Source organism: Stenotrophomonas sp. STEN014 (assembly GCF_056760315.1).
The window spans coordinates 451,670-467,103 of the sequence record NZ_JBRREN010000002.1; the positions used below are offsets into that span (position 1 = coordinate 451,670).

At 65.7% G+C, this 15,434-nt stretch carries 12 protein-coding genes and 1 pseudogene; 6 read left to right on the top strand and 7 right to left on the bottom strand.

Going from position 1 to position 15,434, the window contains the following annotated elements; translation table 11 throughout:
- The first annotated feature begins 359 nt into the window (after positions 1 to 359).
- Positions 360 to 1,763, top strand: a complete 1,404-nt coding sequence (gene gltX / locus ACVOMC_RS04785; protein ID WP_481523014.1) for a glutamate--tRNA ligase — start codon at positions 360 to 362, stop codon at positions 1,761 to 1,763.
- 17 nt (positions 1,764 to 1,780) lie between these two features.
- The gene (locus ACVOMC_RS04790) at positions 1,781 to 2,266 is read left to right on the top strand and encodes a Fur family transcriptional regulator (RefSeq protein ID WP_054660932.1); all 486 of its coding nucleotides are present in this window, start codon (positions 1,781 to 1,783) and stop codon (positions 2,264 to 2,266) included.
- 162 nt (positions 2,267 to 2,428) lie between these two features.
- On the opposite strand, the gene ACVOMC_RS04795 is transcribed toward ACVOMC_RS04790, so the two are convergent.
- A complete protein-coding gene (locus tag ACVOMC_RS04795; RefSeq protein WP_481523015.1) occupies positions 2,429 to 3,865 on the bottom strand; it encodes an ATP-binding protein in 1,437 nt (478 codons plus the stop codon).
- Between the two features lie 138 nt (positions 3,866 to 4,003).
- A pseudogene (locus ACVOMC_RS04800) lies at positions 4,004 to 4,489 on the bottom strand (AlbA family DNA-binding domain-containing protein); the annotation flags it as partial.
- A gap of 593 nt (positions 4,490 to 5,082) precedes the next feature.
- On the opposite strand from ACVOMC_RS04800, the gene ACVOMC_RS04805 reads away from it, so the two are divergent.
- Positions 5,083 to 5,253, top strand: a complete 171-nt coding sequence (locus ACVOMC_RS04805) for a hypothetical protein (RefSeq protein WP_481523016.1) — start codon at positions 5,083 to 5,085, stop codon at positions 5,251 to 5,253.
- A gap of 416 nt (positions 5,254 to 5,669) precedes the next feature.
- Here the strand turns inward: ACVOMC_RS04805 and ACVOMC_RS04810 are convergent, their stop codons facing one another.
- Complete coding sequence (locus ACVOMC_RS04810; RefSeq protein WP_481523017.1) at positions 5,670 to 7,448, bottom strand: amidohydrolase; 1,779 nt, start codon at positions 7,446 to 7,448, stop codon at positions 5,670 to 5,672.
- A gap of 284 nt (positions 7,449 to 7,732) precedes the next feature.
- On the opposite strand from ACVOMC_RS04810, the gene ACVOMC_RS04815 reads away from it, so the two are divergent.
- Positions 7,733 to 8,275 (top strand): hypothetical protein, encoded by a 543-nt coding sequence (locus tag ACVOMC_RS04815; protein ID WP_481523018.1) that lies wholly within the window; start codon positions 7,733 to 7,735, stop codon positions 8,273 to 8,275.
- A 544-nt stretch (positions 8,276 to 8,819) separates the two neighbouring features.
- On the opposite strand, the gene ACVOMC_RS04820 is transcribed toward ACVOMC_RS04815, so the two are convergent.
- On the bottom strand, positions 8,820 to 11,015 hold the full coding sequence (locus tag ACVOMC_RS04820) for a TonB-dependent receptor (protein WP_481523019.1): 2,196 nt from the start codon (positions 11,013 to 11,015) through the stop codon (positions 8,820 to 8,822).
- Positions 11,016 to 11,154: 139 nt separating this feature from the next.
- Here ACVOMC_RS04820 and ACVOMC_RS04825 point away from each other — a divergent pair, with 139 nt between their 5' ends.
- Together ACVOMC_RS04825 and ACVOMC_RS04830 are read left to right on the top strand one after the other, a co-directional pair.
- Positions 11,155 to 11,568 carry a MerC domain-containing protein gene (locus tag ACVOMC_RS04825; protein WP_054659962.1) on the top strand — a complete coding sequence of 138 codons (414 nt, stop codon included), beginning with the start codon at positions 11,155 to 11,157 and terminating at the stop codon, positions 11,566 to 11,568.
- Between the two features lie 108 nt (positions 11,569 to 11,676).
- Complete coding sequence (locus ACVOMC_RS04830) at positions 11,677 to 11,859, top strand: 30S ribosomal protein THX (protein ID WP_054659964.1); 183 nt, start codon at positions 11,677 to 11,679, stop codon at positions 11,857 to 11,859.
- Between the two features lie 146 nt (positions 11,860 to 12,005).
- Here ACVOMC_RS04830 and ACVOMC_RS04835 read toward each other — a convergent pair whose 3' ends face one another.
- From ACVOMC_RS04835 to ACVOMC_RS04845, 3 genes are all read right to left on the bottom strand, one after another.
- Complete coding sequence (locus ACVOMC_RS04835) at positions 12,006 to 13,253, bottom strand: alkaline phosphatase family protein (protein WP_481523020.1); 1,248 nt, start codon at positions 13,251 to 13,253, stop codon at positions 12,006 to 12,008.
- Between the two features lie 66 nt (positions 13,254 to 13,319).
- Positions 13,320 to 13,832: a methylated-DNA--[protein]-cysteine S-methyltransferase gene (locus ACVOMC_RS04840; protein ID WP_481523021.1), complete on the bottom strand. Its 513-nt coding sequence runs from the start codon at positions 13,830 to 13,832 to the stop codon at positions 13,320 to 13,322.
- Complete coding sequence (locus ACVOMC_RS04845) at positions 13,829 to 15,328, bottom strand: AlkA N-terminal domain-containing protein (protein ID WP_481523022.1); 1,500 nt, start codon at positions 15,326 to 15,328, stop codon at positions 13,829 to 13,831. The genes ACVOMC_RS04840 and ACVOMC_RS04845 overlap by 4 nt, the downstream gene beginning before the upstream one ends.
- Between the last annotated feature and the right edge of the window lie 106 nt (positions 15,329 to 15,434).

The window sequence follows — 15,434 nt, forward strand, 5'->3', positions numbered from 1 at the left end:
CGGCATTGCCGGCCCTTTTTTGTACGTGCGTTCCGCCGATGGCGGCAGGTGCCCTTGATGCACTCGCCGCGGCCCCGGGTGCGGCCGTTGGCCTTACCCGGGCTACTGGCTGCCGTTTTTTCATGGCCCATGCCGCAAGCGGCGCCAATAAGCGGTCAGCGCGTAGCCCGGGTAAGCGAAGCGCACCCGGGTGCCCTTGATGCACTTGCCGCGGCCCCGGGTGCAGCCGTTGGCCTTACCCGGGCTACTGGCTGCCGTTTTTTCATGGCCCATGCCGCAAGCGGCGCCAATGTGCGGTCAGGCAGCTGAAGGCCGGGCGGGGTAAAATCGCCGCATATTTGCCATCCAGTGCTTTCCACATGACCGTCCGCACCCGCTTCGCCCCCAGTCCCACCGGCTACCTGCACATTGGTGGCGCCCGCACCGCGCTGTACTGCTGGCTGGAGGCGCGCCACCGTGGCGGTCAGTTCGTGCTGCGGATCGAGGACACCGACCGCGAGCGCAGCACCCAGGGCGCGATCGACGCGATCCTGGAAGCGATGCAGTGGCTGGGGCTGGACTACGACGAAGGCCCGATCTACCAGACCGCGCGCGTGGCCCGTTACCAGGAAGTGGCCGAGCAGCTGATCGCCGCCGGCAAGGCCTACTACGCCTACGAGACCCGCGAGGAGCTCGACGCGATGCGCGAGGCCGCCATGGCCAAGCAGGAAAAGCCGCGTTACAACGGCGCCGCCCGCGAGCTCAACCTGCCCTACCGGGACGACCCGAACCGCGTCATCCGCTTCAAGAATCCGCTGGAAGGCACCGTGGTGTTCGACGACCTGATCAAGGGCCCGATCGAGATCGCCAACAGCGAGCTGGACGACATGGTGATCTTCCGTCCGGATGGTTTCCCCACCTACAACTTCGCGGTGGTGGTGGATGACTGGGACATGGGCATCACCGAGGTGATCCGCGGCGATGACCACATCAACAACACCCCGCGCCAGATCAACCTGTACGAAGCCATCGGCGCGCCGGTGCCGAAGTTCGGCCACATGCCGATGATCCTCGACGAGCAGGGCGCCAAGCTGTCCAAGCGCACCGGCGCGGCCGACGTGATGCAGTACAAGGACGCCGGCTACCTGCCCGAGGCGCTGCTGAGCTATCTGGCCCGGCTGGGCTGGTCGCACGGTGACCAGGAGCTGTTCACCCGGCAGGAACTGATCGAGCTGTTCGACGTCACCAACTGCAACTCCAAGGCCTCGCGCCTGGACATGGCCAAGCTGGGCTGGGTCAACCAGCACTTCCTGAAGACCGAAACGCCCGAATCCATCGCCTCGCACCTGGTCTACCAGCTACAGAAGCTGGGCCTGGACGTGGCCGCCGGCCCGGCCCCGAGCGATGTGGTCATCGCGCTGCGCGAGCGCGTGCAGACGCTGAAGGAAATGGCCGAGAAGGCGGTGGTCTGGTACACGCCGCTGAGCGAATACGACGAAGCCGCGGTGGCCAAGCACTTCAAACCCGGTGCCGAGGTGCCGCTGGCCAAGGCCCGCGAACTGCTGGCCGCGCTGCCGGAATGGACCGCCGAGGCGGTGGGCGTGGCCCTGCACGACACCGCCGCCGCGCTGGAGATCGGCATGGGCAAGGTCGCCCAGCCGCTGCGCGTGGCCATCACCGGCACCCAGGTCAGCCCGGACATCTCCCACACCGTGTATCTGGCCGGCCGCGAGCAAGCGCTCAAGCGCATCGATGTGGCCCTGACCAAGGTCCCCACGACCTGACTTTCCCCGAGGTAGACATGACCGACGCGCACACCTGCACCGCCCCCCACCACCACGTCGAAGACGCGGCGGATTTCATCGCGGTGGTCGAACGGGTGTGCCGCGAGCGCGGATTGCGGCTGACCCCGATCCGCGCCAATGTGCTGCGCCTGATCGCCGAGGCCGGCAAGCCGGTCAAAGCCTACGAGCTGCTGGAATGGGTGCGTGAAGGCAAGGGCGTGGGCGCCGACGCCCCGCCCACGGTCTACCGCGCGCTGGATTTTTTGATGGCAAATGGTTTTGTGCACAAGTTGGCCTCGGTCAACTCCTTCGTCGCCTGCCACCACCCCAGCAGCACCCAGCACTCGGTGCCGTTTTTGATCTGCAACCGCTGCCACAGCGCGGTGGAGCTGGAAGACCGCGACATCGTCCGCCAACTGGAAGAGCGCGCCAAAGCGCTGGGCTTCAAGCCGCAGGCGCAGACCCTGGAAGTCCACGGCCTGTGCGCCAACTGCGCCGGTTGAACCCTGACCGCTGTTGATTACTGCAAAGGCCGCACATCGTGCGGCCTTTGCTTTATCAGCGGCTGGGCGGGTCGGAGTGGTAATGCTTGCGTAACAATCAAGAAACTAGCGTTCTTAGATCTCGAGGTTCTAGTTAATTGCGTGATTCAAGTGCTAAAGCTGTTACGTTTTCTTTTTTCCCTTCCTCAAGTCGTCCATTGATTGATTATCTGCAGTTTTACTCGGTCGACGTTCAGCGGAAAGTTGCATCTTTGCTGCGAAATCAAGATTTTTCTGAATAATTTCTCTCAAAGTTATGTCCGTGGTCGAGCGCGCAGATTGCAAGTCACTAGTTGCGGAGTTCAAATAACGTCGGCAATCGTCCCACGCTCTTTTTCGGGCCTGGGGCGACAGTGTTGCAGCGCGCGCTGTCTTTGAGCATTGCTTGGCGAGGCCAATAAAAGCATTCCCCCTCACTTGTAGAAGGTGGGGGTTTTCCCTCCAGTCGGGATGATCTCGGAATTGCTTGTTGAGAAAATCTACAGCCGCTTGGTCATCGCCAGACTTGGAAAGTCCAATTGCGACCCGTCGAACTTCTCGCTCTTCTACATAGCCGCGTGACGCAGTCAAATAAAATTGCCGGGCTTCGTCCTTATCGCTTCGCGTTGCCGTCGGATTCTGCATCAACGCATCGGCCAATTTAGTCAATACGCTTGGGGCAAGTCCGCTGATACTGTCTTTGTGCTGTGCAATGTGCGATCTCAACGACGCATGGTCGTCCTGAGCTCCAGCTACTTCTGCAAGCAAAGCGAGCGCCCTATGGTTGATGGGGTCGTTATCAAGTAAAGCCATAATTCGCTGCTTCGCCCGGGAAAAGTCGCCCAGCGAAATTGCTTCTTCTATAGCGCGATACTCTCTCGACAACGCGTGACGCGGATGTGCCGGTAGTAGGCAAACAACCTTGGATTCATCGACGTCAAAAACAGGCGACGGACACCCCTCATCTCGCATAGAACGGATGATAGTGGGGATGCCTTGCCCTTCTGCTTGAGCAAGTTGAAGACGGTTGAAAAACCAAGCGAGGCTTTGATTTCTCCATTTGGATGTGGCCTTGCCTTCACGAAAAATCTCGAATTTCACGCCGGTGGGTAAAGGTCCTGGTGACGCTATTTCGACGCGATCAGCAAACACAGTGGTTCTTGTCGGTTCGTTAACCTCATAATCTCGGTGCGCGAGTGCATTGACCATCGCTTCGGTCAGAGCTTGTCTTGGGTACTTCAAGGCGTTTGGAGTCACTCTATTCTCCTTATCAAACGCAACAAAGCTTTCAACGCCAAGAAGATCTATCGATCGGCGAGCCTGTTCGATGAGTGAGCCCGACAACTCATGCCTGGACGCATGAGGCTCGGAGCGATCAGTGCCGGGGTAGATCGATAGAAGTCCGTAGGCACCCGGAATGTGCAGTTGCACCTGACGACCAAAAAGCAAAATAGCAAAATTTCGCGGCCTCAGAAGGCCGGTAAGCGGGTCGCGCCCGCACAGCGGTGGGACGAATGGGCTAAGCGACTGAGTATCGGATAGGTATTCATCGAGACCTCGATTCGGGTCGAAGGAATTCATCCGCTGAAGTGCATCGCGGAGGGCCACGAGGTCTAGATCATTCGTCGTAGCTGTCGGACAAACTCGGCGATCCCACGGTTCCACTTCGTGCTTTCGAACGAGCAGTTCTCTCAGAATCCCATCGCGCGCTTCTCGCGTCTCCCGGCCGATTCGTACATAGTGCTTGTTTCCGTCGGCTGCCCTTCGAAAGGTATGGGCGTGTTTGGTGGACGGCATAACAAAGACGAGCACCCGCACCGCAGGATCGGGCAGTAGTACTTCTTCTACGTGGGGGGCGATAGAGGGGAAGACTCTGTCCCTGCATGTCGCCAGTACTTTGCCCTCGATTTCCTTTAGGCGAGAGGAGCTAAGTCCTACTATCTCCACCTTCGGAAATCCGTGTGCATCTTTGCTCTCGTGCGCACCGCAAACAACATAACCGCCGCCAAGGTTCGACCAGTCATTCGCGAAGGCAGTTAATGTGGCGACCACATCGTCGGTGCTTGCGACATTTTCTTTCCACTCAACCTGTTCGCTCTCGCGAGCGAGGAGTGTATTTAGGTCAATTGCATTATTAATAGGAGTTATGCGAAATTGATTTCCTAGGGGGCTTGGAGGGGCGGGAATGTCTAGTATGTATTTTATGTTATCAGATGATGTGGCGGATTTGGGTTTTCGTCGATTTTATATGTTTCCGCTTTTGTGAATCTAATGGAGTTTCGTTGAAATGCCCTTCCGGTGAGTCGCTCGGGGTTTTGTAGGTGCCTTGCAGCCACTAGTTGTTGATTGGGGGGGGTATTTATGGTGGCAGCCTCTCCTGCTTGCTGCCCTGGCGAGTTGTATCTTGTAGCGCGGCTGACCACGCAACTATCCCAAGGGCGGTGGACTCCGACTCAACAGTTCACTAAAGCCGAACCGGTTTCGCGGGTGGGCTTAGTTCCTGAGTTGTGAACGGTTGGTTCTCGCCGATAACAGTTGCAGGGTGAGGGCCTGACGATATCCATAGCAACCTTTTTACTTGGAGCTGTCGCCCAGCCTGTTGGGCGGAAATGCCCGGTTCTTTTGGCGGCGGTGCCCGGTTCGATGGCTGCAGGTAACGCAGCGGGGGATCGGCTTTGCTTCGCACGGCACGGATCGGCGAGGCAGGGGCAGGGGGAGCGGGCAGGGCGGCCCTGTCTGGGCTCTGGCCACCCGGCGCTCGGCTCAGCCAATGCCTGCCCCCGGCATCGTTCGCCGGCGTGCAAGCCGATATTGCATTCATTTTCAGAACAATCGACCAAAAATCGGTCGACGCCGAACGAAAATCGCTCGCGCGCGACCAGAAATCGGTCGTCATCGACCGAAAAATGGTCGTTGTCCTCCGAAAATCGCTCGTGCGCGACCGGAAACCGGTCGTCGGTGACCGTTAGATCGTCCGTCGTCACCCGGTAGCTGCCCGCCGTCGGCAACCGCCGCTCGTCCGCGCCCGCCCACCGGTCGGGGCAATGACTGGCCGGTGCTTGCCGCTTCCGCCGCCGGCCGCCACAGATAGCCCGGCGCTTGCCGTTCCGGCTACCGGTCGGGGCAATGACTTGCCAGAGCTTGCTGCTTCCGCCGCCAGACCCGGGCAATCTCGCCGGGCCGGCATTTGCCGCTTCCGCCACCGGAACCGGGTAATCCCCCGGCCGGTGCTTGCCGCTCTCACAGGCCTGGCCGGGCGAGAACGCCCGGAACCCGGTTGTCGGGGGTAGAAGCCGGTCAGGGGGATTGCCGGCCCCGGTGACCGGGCTGGCGCTTGCCGCTCCCGCATACCAGACCAGGCGCTCCCACCCGGCCGGCGCGAGACTCAGTGGTGGTGGCCGAAGCCGGTGTCGGCCAGGCGGCGGGAGCACTCAGGATTGTCGGCGCACGAGGTGCTGGTGCTGGCGGTGTCGCTGGCCGCGTCGTAGACCACGTTGCCGTCCTTGATGGTCTGCAGCACCTTGATGCTGTGCAGGTCGGCGTGGGCGATGGTGAGCGGGTTGTCCGAGAGCACCACCAGGTCGGCGCGCTTGCCGGTTTCGATCGAGCCCTTGCTGTCCTGTTCGGCGTACTGCTCGGCGGCCCACAGGGTCAGCGACTTGAGCGCTTCCAGCGGCGTGACCCGCTGGTCCGGGCCGAGCACATAGCCGCTGCGGGTGGTGCGGTTGACGGTCGCATCGAGCACCCGCATCGAATCGGGGAACACCACCGGCGCATCGTGGTGGGAGGTGAACTTCATGCCGGCATCCAGTACCCAGCGGGTGGGCGAGATGTTCTCGGCGCGCTCGGGCCCCAGCACCGATTCGCGGTGCCAGTCGCCCCAGTAATAGGTGTGCATCGGAAACAGTGACGGGAAGATGCCGAGCTGGGCGATTTGCGGCACCTGGTCGCGGCGCAGGGTCTGGCCGTGGACCAGTACCGGCATGAGCTTCTTGCCGGGATGGGCCTTCTCGGCTGCGGTCACCGCGTTGATGAACTGGTCGATGGCCGCATCGCCGTTGGCGTGGGCCAGCACCTGCCAGCCGCGCTCCCAGGCGCGGTTGATCAGGTCATCGGCCTGGGCGTCGGTGAAGATCGGATAGCCGGCGTAGGACGGCTCCTGCCCTTCGGGCACCTTGTAATAGGGCTGGGTGAGCCAGGCGGTCTTGCCCTGCGGCGAGCCGTCCAGGGTGATCTTGACCCCGCCGATGCGGAAGTGGTCGGTGTACTGGTGGCTGTAATAGGGCCCCTGCATGGCCGGGTTGCTCAGCGCGACATCGATGTTGGTGTAGGCGACCACGTCGATTTTCAGCTTTCCGGTTTTGCCGGCCAGCGGCAGCATCGCCAGCGTGCCGGCATCGGTATTGCCGTCCTGGGCGGTGGTGTAGCCGTGTTTCATGTACAGCGCCTGCCCGGCTTCGAGCATCGCCATAGCCTCGTCCAGGCCCAGGGTCGGCATCAGTTTGGCCAGGATGAGGTTGTGCGCGTTTTCTTCCATCACCCCGTTGGGTACCCGCGAGCCGGGTTCGCGGCGGATCCCCCCCCCTTCCGGGTCGGGCGTGGCGGCGGTGATGCCGGCCACCTCCAGCGCCTTGCTGTTATAGGCACCCAGGTGGCCGGACTGGTGCATCAGGATCACCGGGATATCGGTGGTGATGGCGTCCAGTTCCTCGCGGGTGGGATGGCGGCGCTCGGCCAGCTGCGAATCGTCATAGCCGAAGCCGATCAGCACCTTGTAGCCGCGCGGACCGGCGGTCTGGGTGAGGAACTGGCGCATGATCCGCTGCAGGTCCGGGATCGAGTTGCCCTCGCCATCGGGGGCGGGCAGCAGGTTGGCCGACAGCGCCTGCAGGCCGGTGCCGGAGACATGGCTGTGGCCGTCGATGAAACCGGGGGTGAGGGTGTGGCCCTGCAGGTCGACCTGGCGCGCGGCGGGGCTGAAATCCAGCGCCGCCCGGCGGCTGCCGACAAAGGCGATCTGTCCGTCGCGCACCACCACCGCCTCGGCCTGCGGCTGGCGGTCGTTGATGGTGAGGATCGTGCCGCCCGAGTACAGCGTGTCGGTGGCGCCGGAGGCGGGGGCGGCCAGCGCGGCCAGTGCGGAAATTGCCAGATGCAGTGCCATGGGAAGCCTCCAGAAGGGCGGGGTGCCGTCCTGGCAAGGGCGGCGTCATGGGCACCGTAACACCGCAGGCCGAAGCGGTTGGTGACATTTCAGGCCGGCGCGCCACCGCCACCGGCCACGCCCCGGCGTCGGCGCGGGGCGAGCTCCTGCGGGGAGGTGCGGACCGGAATGTCCGACCTCAGCGCGGGCCGGGAAAATCGGCCGATCCGGCAATGTTGGCATTCGGGAAGAGCGCCCGGCGATAACCGTTACGCTGGACCCTCACGGCGGCACAAGGGGGCCGAATGCGCAGCGTTATCCTGAAGGTGATTGTGATTGGCGCGATGACGCTGCCCGGTGCATGGGCGGCCGAGCCTGCCGGGCAAGCGCAGATGATCCAGCGGGTGATCGAAGTCACCGATCCCTGCCAGCGGCGGCAGTTGCTGCTGGCGGTCTCCGCCGACATCCAGGAGTCACGCGCGACCGCACAACTGCAGCGGGAGGGCAGTTCGACCGCGCTGGCGGCATTGGCTTGGCAGAATCACCTTCTGTACGTGTTCGCCGGGCTGGCCGAGCAGTGGGATATGGCCGCGTGGTTCACCCAGGGCACGCAGCTGGCCGCACAGACCCGCGCGGGCGACGTAGCGTCGGAAGCGGCCGCCGTGCGCCTGGCCGCCTGGAAACAGGACGGGCAGCGCCTGCGGAGCGCGCCGATAGCCGGCGTGGTGCCCGGTGGCTGCCCGCAGATGCCCAGGCCGGTGGAGAAACTGCGGGCCGACCTGCGCCGCTGGATCGTGCGGCAGGCACGGGCCAATGGCAGTGCAGGATTGGAGGAGGCGCCGCGCTGAGGCTGCGCCGCGCGGGCTCAACGCACGGTCGGCGCGCCGGCCGGCAGACGCGCGGTGTGGATGGGCTGGTTCACCAGCGCCGCGGCAACGGCCAGCCCATGCCGGCGTACTCCATCCAGCGGCAGTCGCTGCCGTACTGCAGCGCCGCGTGGTCCGGCCACGGCCGAAGAAACTACCGGTCTGGTGTGCCGGCAGCATCGGCCGGAACAGCGTGCCCCTATGGCGCGGGCCGAACAGCTTGCCAACCGGCCCGGCGGTGGTTGGCGCCATCGCCCCTCAGCTGAGGCCACGCGTGGCAGTGAACAGGCAGAGCGTGGTGGGCGTTGGCGGCGACACCCGGGACCGCGCGATCAGCGCCGTGCGGCACGACGTGCCGGCAAGCCGGTGCGGGGACTGCTCGATCCGGGGACCGCGGGGATCGCAAGGGTGCGGGACTCCGGGCCCTGCGCCTATGTGGTCAGCCCCCCCGGGTTTTGGAGGTCGGATTCCGGATAAGGAAAGGGAGCCTTGCGGCTCCCTTTCTGTGGGCGGAACGCGGGTTGGCTCAGAAGTACGCGCGGATGCCGAAGGCCACGCCACGGCCCGGCAGTGGCGCGTAGTCGCGCAGCAGCGAGGTGTGCGGGCGGGCCTGGCGGTCGGTGAGGTTGCTGCCGTCCAGGAACAGCTCGTAGCTGTTGCTGCCATTGCGGTCCCAGCGGTAGGCCAGGTGCGCGTCCACCAGCGTGTAGCCGTTGCTGGGGGCTTCGTTCAGCGCCACGTCCTTCTGGCGGCTGTAGCGCACCGCGCCGAGCGAAGCGCGCCAGCCATCGCGCGACCAGTGCAGGTCGGCGCCGATCCGGGCCGGGGCGATGCGCGGCAGGTAGCCGCCGTTGGCCAGCTCCACGCTGTAGTGGTGGGCGTGGCCGCCGTGCGGTACGGCGATATCGACGGCGCGGCTGCCACGGCCATCGAGTTCGGCTTTCACGTAATCACCGAACAGGCGCAGATCCCAGTCACCGCTGCCGCCTTCGAGCATGTGCCAGGTGGCCTCGGTCTCGGCGCCGAGGAAGGTGGCATCGTGCTGGGTCCAGGTGCGCACCGGCAGGCCGTCTTCGACCACGCCGGTGTCGGCCAGGTAGATGAAGTCCTTGAAGCGGGTCTGGTAGATCGAGGCACTGAAGTCGATCCGGTCGTTATGGGCGTGCAGCCCCAGCTCGACGCGCTGGCCCCGTTCGGTATCCAGGTTGGCGTTGCCGATCTCCAGCGAACGGGTGGCGATATGCGCGCCCGCCGCGTACAGCTCCTCGTTGCTGGGCGCACGCTCGGAGGCGTCCACGCCAAAGCGCAGGTCGAAACTGTCGTTCAAGGCCCAGATGCCGGACGCGGAGAAGTTGCTGGCACCGAAGCTGCGGCCGCGCTGGGCATCGTCCGGATCGAGCTGGATGCGGTCATGGCGCGCGCCCAGTTCCAGCTTGAACGGGCCGAAGCTCTTTTCCTGCAGCACGAACAGCCCGACGGTATCGGTGGCGGTACCGGGGACGAAGGCCTCCGCGCCGCTGGCGCCGAAGTCGCTGCGGCCGACCTGCAGCCCGAATGCGCCGTCCCAGCCGGCCAGCGGCTGCTGCACCGCTTCCAGGCGCGCGTCGAAGCCCTTGTTGGTGAAGCGGGTCGACGGCGTGCCGGCTTCCAGCTCGGTGTGCTCGTAGTCGGTATAGCCGCCGCGCAGGGTCAGGCTCTTTAGGAAGGTGGTGGGGTTGTACAGGCCGCCCTTGAGCTCGAAGCGGTTCTGCACCATGTCGATGCGCACGTCGTGTTCGCCATGGTCGTCGGGCTCGTCGGCATGGACATCGGCGCCATGGTCATGGTCGTGGTCACCGTCGATATGCACGTGTGCGCCGGCGGGAATGCCGTAGTTGCTGCGGTAGGTGCCCAGCGAGGCGCCGAGGAAGGCCGAATCGCCCAGCCAGGTGGCGCCCACGCCACCGGCGCGGGTGCGGATCGCGCTGTTGTGCAGACGGCCGCGGGTACCCAAGTCTGCGTCGGGTTCGGCGTGCGCGTCGTGGTCATCGGTATCCAGCACCTGCGGGTCCATCGCATAGCCGGGGATGCGGTAGTCGTCGCTGTTGCGCACCAGTCCATCGACATGCAGCACGACATTGCCGTTGACGCCGTCGAGCCGGAACATGCCGCTGCGCTCGTCATTGACCGAGTTGCCACGCAGCTCGGCGCGGCCGCTGAGCGGGCGATCGGGCAGGTCGCTGGCGATGCGGCCATCGACCACATTGACCGCGCCGCCAATGGCGCCGCTGCCGAACAGCAGCGTGGCCGGCCCCTTCAACACCTCGATCTGGTCGGCCAGGAACGGTTCGATGCCGGTGGCGTGGTCGGCACTGACCGTGGAGGCGTCCATGCTGCCGATGCCGTTGGCCACCACCGCCACGCGCGGGCCTTCCTGGCCGCGGATGATCGGCCGGCCCACGCCCGGCCCGAAGTAGCTGGTCTGTACCCCCGGGAGTTTGGCCACCGTGTCGCCGAGCGTGCCGGACTTGTGTTCATCCAGATCGTTGCCGGCCAGTACCGCCACCGGACGGGCCAGCGACTCGGCCGAGCCCTGCAGGGGCGAGGCGGTGACTTTCACCGCCGACAGCTCGGTCAGCCGATGGCTCGGACCGGCGTCCTGATCGGCTGCGGCGGCGATACCGGGCAGGGCGGCGAGCAGGGCCAGGAACAACAGGTGATGCGGGGTATGACGAGGATGCATGACAGGGCTCTTTTGTTACTTTGTATCACTGAGGGGGGGTGCTCATCCCGCGGCGACGTGGACGAAGACGCAGGGGGCAGCGGGGATTTCCAATTATGTTATATTATTCCATAACGATTCGCCGACCCTGCTGGAAGTCATGCACCTGCCCCCCGCCGCCCGCCAGTTCCTTGATCGCTTCGGTGCGACAGGCTCGTTGCTGTGCGCGGTGCATTGCGCGCTGTTGCCGGCGCTGCTGGCCGTGGCCCCGGCGCTGGGGCTGTCGTTCTGGTTGAGCGACGGTGTGGAAGCGACGATCGTGAGCTTCGTGACCCTGCTGGGCCTGTTCAGTCTTATCTGGGGCTACCGCCGGCATCGCGCGCTGCAGGCGCTGGCGTTGCTGGTGCCTGGGCTGGTGCTGCTCTGGGCGGGCCTGCTGTATCCGGAGCTGCACCATTCCAGGGTGCCGCACGCGGTGGTGATGACGCTGGGCGGGGTGCTGGTGGGCCTGGCGCATCTGATGAATCTGCGCCTCAACCACGTGCACGTGCACGACGCCAGCTGCGCACATTAAGGGGCGCGTGATAGGCTCTGCACTCATTGCGCGGGGGCGCTTGTTGCGGCCTCGCCGAACCCGTGGAAACACGGGGTAATCTGGATTTCAAACTGAGGAGTTGACGACATGGGTAAGGGTGACCGCAAGACCGCCAAAGGCAAGCGCTACAACGCCAGCTACGGCAATGCGCGTAAGCACGTGCTGAGCAAGGTGGCCGTGGGCGCCGCTGCGCCGGTCGCCAAGAAGACTGTCGCCAAGGCGCCAGCAAAGAAGGCTGTGGCCAAGAAGACGGTTGCCAAGGCCGGCTGATCCAGCCGCCATTGGATGAAAAAGCGGCGCTTGCGCCGCTTTTTTTGTGCCTGGAAGCTGCCGGCGGGTGTCGCGTCAATCCCGTCGCTACCCAGCCAGCGCACCGGCCTGAAGTCCTAGGCGCGCCGGCAGGTGTCCAGTTGCGCTCAGTCGGACTGGCGCAGCGCCGGCAGCAGCGCCTTGGGATCGCCATCGTTGGGCCGGGCCGGAATGCCGATCAGCCGGGTCAGCAGCGGATATAGATCTACGTTGTCGAACGTGCCCAGCTGCTTGCCGCGGGCGAAGGACGGGCCGCGGGCGACGAATACCGCCTGCATCGACGGCAGCGCCGGATCGTAGCCGTGCGAGCCGCGGTCGCCGGGCGCGCGCCTGGCGATCATCTCGCGGGTCAGGGCATCCCAGCCTTCCTGCATCTGGCAGACGATGGGCGGCACGCGCGGATGGCTGCCGTAGTGCCAGCGCGCCGGCAGCTGGGCCTTGTTCCAGCACTGGTAGTGGGGATGTTCGCCGAGCAGGTATTTTTCGGCCTCGGCCTGTTTGCCCGGTTGCGGTGTGAAGCCCACCGACTGCCCGACAGAAACCACCATCGCCACTGCCGGCGGCACCATGTCCTGGGTGGCGATCTGCTGGCCTTCCTTGACCGTGGCCATGCCGTGGTCGGAGACCACGATCAGGTTGGTGCGATCCAGCAGGTCCGCGCGGCGCAGGTCATCGACCAGCTGGCCGATGGCGTTGTCCACTTCACGCAGTGCGGCGGCGTATTCGGGCGAATCCGGGCCGTGCGCATGGCCGGCCTGGTCGACGTGTTCCATGTAGCCGGCGACAAAGCGCGGAGGAATGCCATCGGGTGCGCCCTGCAGCCACGCCAGCAGCTGCTGCATGCGTGCCGGCAGCGACACGGCCTCATCGTACGGTTGCCACTGGTCGGCATGCAGGCCGTGGATCGGTGCTTCGCTGCCGGGCCAGGACCAGGTGGCGCTCTTGAGCCCGGCCTTGCGCACGCTGACCCAGATCGGCTCACCGCCTTCCCACCAGGCCGGATTGCGTACCGCTTCGCGGTCGCTGAGCCGGAACTCGCCCAGCGGCTCGGCGTTCATCGCATTGTGGATCAGGCCGTGATGGTCCGGACGCAGGCCGGTGACCAGTGTGTAGTGGTTGGGAAAGGTCAGTGACGGGTACGACGGACGCATGCCGACACTGCGCACGCCTTCACTGGCCAGACGGAACAGGTTGGGCGTGTGGGTGGCATCCACTTTGTCGGCGCGCAGGCCATCGACGGACAGCAGCAGCACGGTGGGCGGAAGGGATGGAGCGGAAGCGGTGCGCGGCGTGGAAGCGCAGGCGGCCAGCAGGGCACAGGCCAGTACGGCCGCAGGAAAACGGATCGAAATCATCGCGACATGATACGTCCACGGGATGACCGTACCAATACGCCGTTGGGCGTATTGGAGTGTGCCCGGTCAGTCGAAAAGATCCGCCGCGACGGCGTCCGCGATGCCGATTCCTTCCAGCCGCAGCAACGCGGCTTTGGTCGGCAGTCCGCCGCCGAAACCGGTCAGCGCACCGTTGTTGCCGATCACCCGATGGCACGGCAGCACGATCGGCAACGGATTGCGGCCGTTGGCGGCGCCGACCGCGCGGGCTGCGGCGGGGCGGCCGATGCGTTCGGCCAGTTGCCGGTAGCTCCAGGTCGCGCCGAACGGAATCTGCGCCAGCGTGTGCCAGACCTGCAGCTGGAAGTCGGTGCCGACCGGCGTCAGGGCCAGTTCGAACTGGCGCCGTTGTCCGTGCAGGTATTGCAGCAACTGCCGGCGTGGTTCGGCTACCGCATCGGGATCGCGCTGCCAGTGCTCGCGGCCGCGGGCGTCGTGGCGGTTCTCGGCGAACAGGATGTGGCGCACGCCCTGTTCATCGGCGGCCACCGTCAGCGGGCCGATCGGGCTGTCGAAGCGGTCGAAGTACACAGGACTCATGCGCAGTTCTCCGGGGAATCCACGTGGGGGGAGGATGGCGTTTTTCCGGGGGCGGCGGCCAGATGCCAAAGATGCAGCACCGCATAGGCGCGCCAGGGACGCCACGGCTGCGAGCGGGCTTCGGTGGCGCGTTCGCCCAGACGCTGGCCTTCCCCCAGGACCTGCTGCAGGACCAGATCACCGGCCGGGAAGGCATCGGGCATGCCCAGCGCCCGCAGTGCCATGTAGTGCGCGGTCCACGTGCCGATGCCGGGCAGGGCGGTGGCCTGCTGGACGAAATGTTCCAGCGTCTGCGCGCGGCTGAACTGCAGCCGGCCCTCGGCGCAGGCGCGCGCCAGCGCCCGTACGGTGGCCGCGCGGCTGCGCGGCAGGCCGATGGCTTCCAGGGGCGCCTCGGCCAGTTGCGCCGGCAGCGGGAACTGGCGGTCCAGGCCCTCGGGCAGACCGTCGAGATGGCCGCCGAACCGCTCGACCAGCCGCCGTGCCAGCGTCGTGGCTGCCGCCACACTGACCTGCTGGCCGAGCACGGCGCGCACCGCCACCTCGAAGCCGTCCCAGCCACCGGGAATGCGCAGACCGGGGCGTTCGCCCAGGCCGCGCGCCAGCAGCGGTTCCTGGACAAGGCAGGCGTGCACGGTGGCCAGATCCGCGTCCAGATCGAACACCCGCCGCACCCGCGCCACGATGGCCGGGATCGCCCGGGGATCGCTGGTGCCCAGCTGCAGGCGCAGTTCGTGGCGACGCAGATCGGCGCTGACCCGGATCAGGCTGGCACTGCCGTCGATGACGAGCACCCGCCGGTAGCTGTCGGCATCGATCTGCTCGATGCCGGGGATCGCGCGCTTGCGCAGGAACGCGAGCATCGCCGGGAAATCCAGTGGCGGCCGGTAGGCCAGCCGCAACACCGGCTCGCCGCCGGCCACGGCGCCGTGCTGGCGGCGCAGTGCGCCCGGCGGCATCCCGCAGCCGGCCAGAAACGCACTGTTGAAGCGGCGCAGGCTGTTGAAGCCGGCCGCCAGCGCCACCTCGGTCACCGGCAATGCGGTCTCGGTGAGCAGCTGCTTGGCCAGCAGCAGCCGCCGGGTGGCGTGCAGCTGGGCCGGGGTGGCGCCCAGCCGGGCGACGAACAGCCGCTGCAGCTGGCGCGCGCTCAGCCCCATCGCCGCGGCCAGCGCCGAGACCGGCTGCTCCTGCAGGATGCCTTCGTTGAGCAGTGCCAGGGCCCGGTGCAGGGTGTGGTCCTGCAGCAGGCTGGCATCGTCGGGCGAGAGTTCCGGCCGGCAGCGCAGGCACGGCCGGTAGCCGGCCGCGCTGGCGGCGGCGGCACTGGGGAAGTAGCTGACGTTGCGACGGTGCGGCACCGGCGCCGGACAGACCGGCCGGCAGTAGATGCCGGTGCTGCGTACGGCGGTATAGAACAGGCCGTCAAAGCGCGCATCGCGGGCCAGGCGTGCCTGTTCGCATTGCTCGTAGCTGGGCAGGGCGGGGTTGTGCATGGCCCCAGTCTAGGGCGCGGCGGGGACCGGCACTGGCCATTTCCGGACATCGCTGCCGAGGATGAATCCTCGTTTAGGCCCGATTGCGGCGCTGGGGGCTTTGCGC

What these genes read in the sequence shown, in the direction of transcription:
- gltX (WP_481523014.1), top strand. Translation starts at nt 360, where the DNA reads ATGACCGTCCGCACCCGCTTCGCCCCCAGTCCCACCGGCTACCTGCAC.
- ACVOMC_RS04790 (WP_054660932.1), top strand. Translation starts at nt 1,781, where the DNA reads ATGACCGACGCGCACACCTGCACCGCCCCCCACCACCACGTCGAAGAC.
- ACVOMC_RS04795 (WP_481523015.1), bottom strand. Translation starts at nt 3,865, where the DNA reads ATGAATTCCTTCGACCCGAATCGAGGTCTCGATGAATACCTATCCGAT.
- ACVOMC_RS04810 (WP_481523017.1), bottom strand. Translation starts at nt 7,448, where the DNA reads ATGGCACTGCATCTGGCAATTTCCGCACTGGCCGCGCTGGCCGCCCCC.
- ACVOMC_RS04815 (WP_481523018.1), top strand. Translation starts at nt 7,733, where the DNA reads ATGCGCAGCGTTATCCTGAAGGTGATTGTGATTGGCGCGATGACGCTG.
- ACVOMC_RS04820 (WP_481523019.1), bottom strand. Translation starts at nt 11,015, where the DNA reads ATGCATCCTCGTCATACCCCGCATCACCTGTTGTTCCTGGCCCTGCTC.
- ACVOMC_RS04825 (WP_054659962.1), top strand. Translation starts at nt 11,155, where the DNA reads ATGCACCTGCCCCCCGCCGCCCGCCAGTTCCTTGATCGCTTCGGTGCG.
- ACVOMC_RS04830 (WP_054659964.1), top strand. Translation starts at nt 11,677, where the DNA reads ATGGGTAAGGGTGACCGCAAGACCGCCAAAGGCAAGCGCTACAACGCC.
- ACVOMC_RS04835 (WP_481523020.1), bottom strand. Translation starts at nt 13,253, where the DNA reads ATGATTTCGATCCGTTTTCCTGCGGCCGTACTGGCCTGTGCCCTGCTG.
- ACVOMC_RS04840 (WP_481523021.1), bottom strand. Translation starts at nt 13,832, where the DNA reads ATGAGTCCTGTGTACTTCGACCGCTTCGACAGCCCGATCGGCCCGCTG.
- ACVOMC_RS04845 (WP_481523022.1), bottom strand. Translation starts at nt 15,328, where the DNA reads ATGCACAACCCCGCCCTGCCCAGCTACGAGCAATGCGAACAGGCACGC.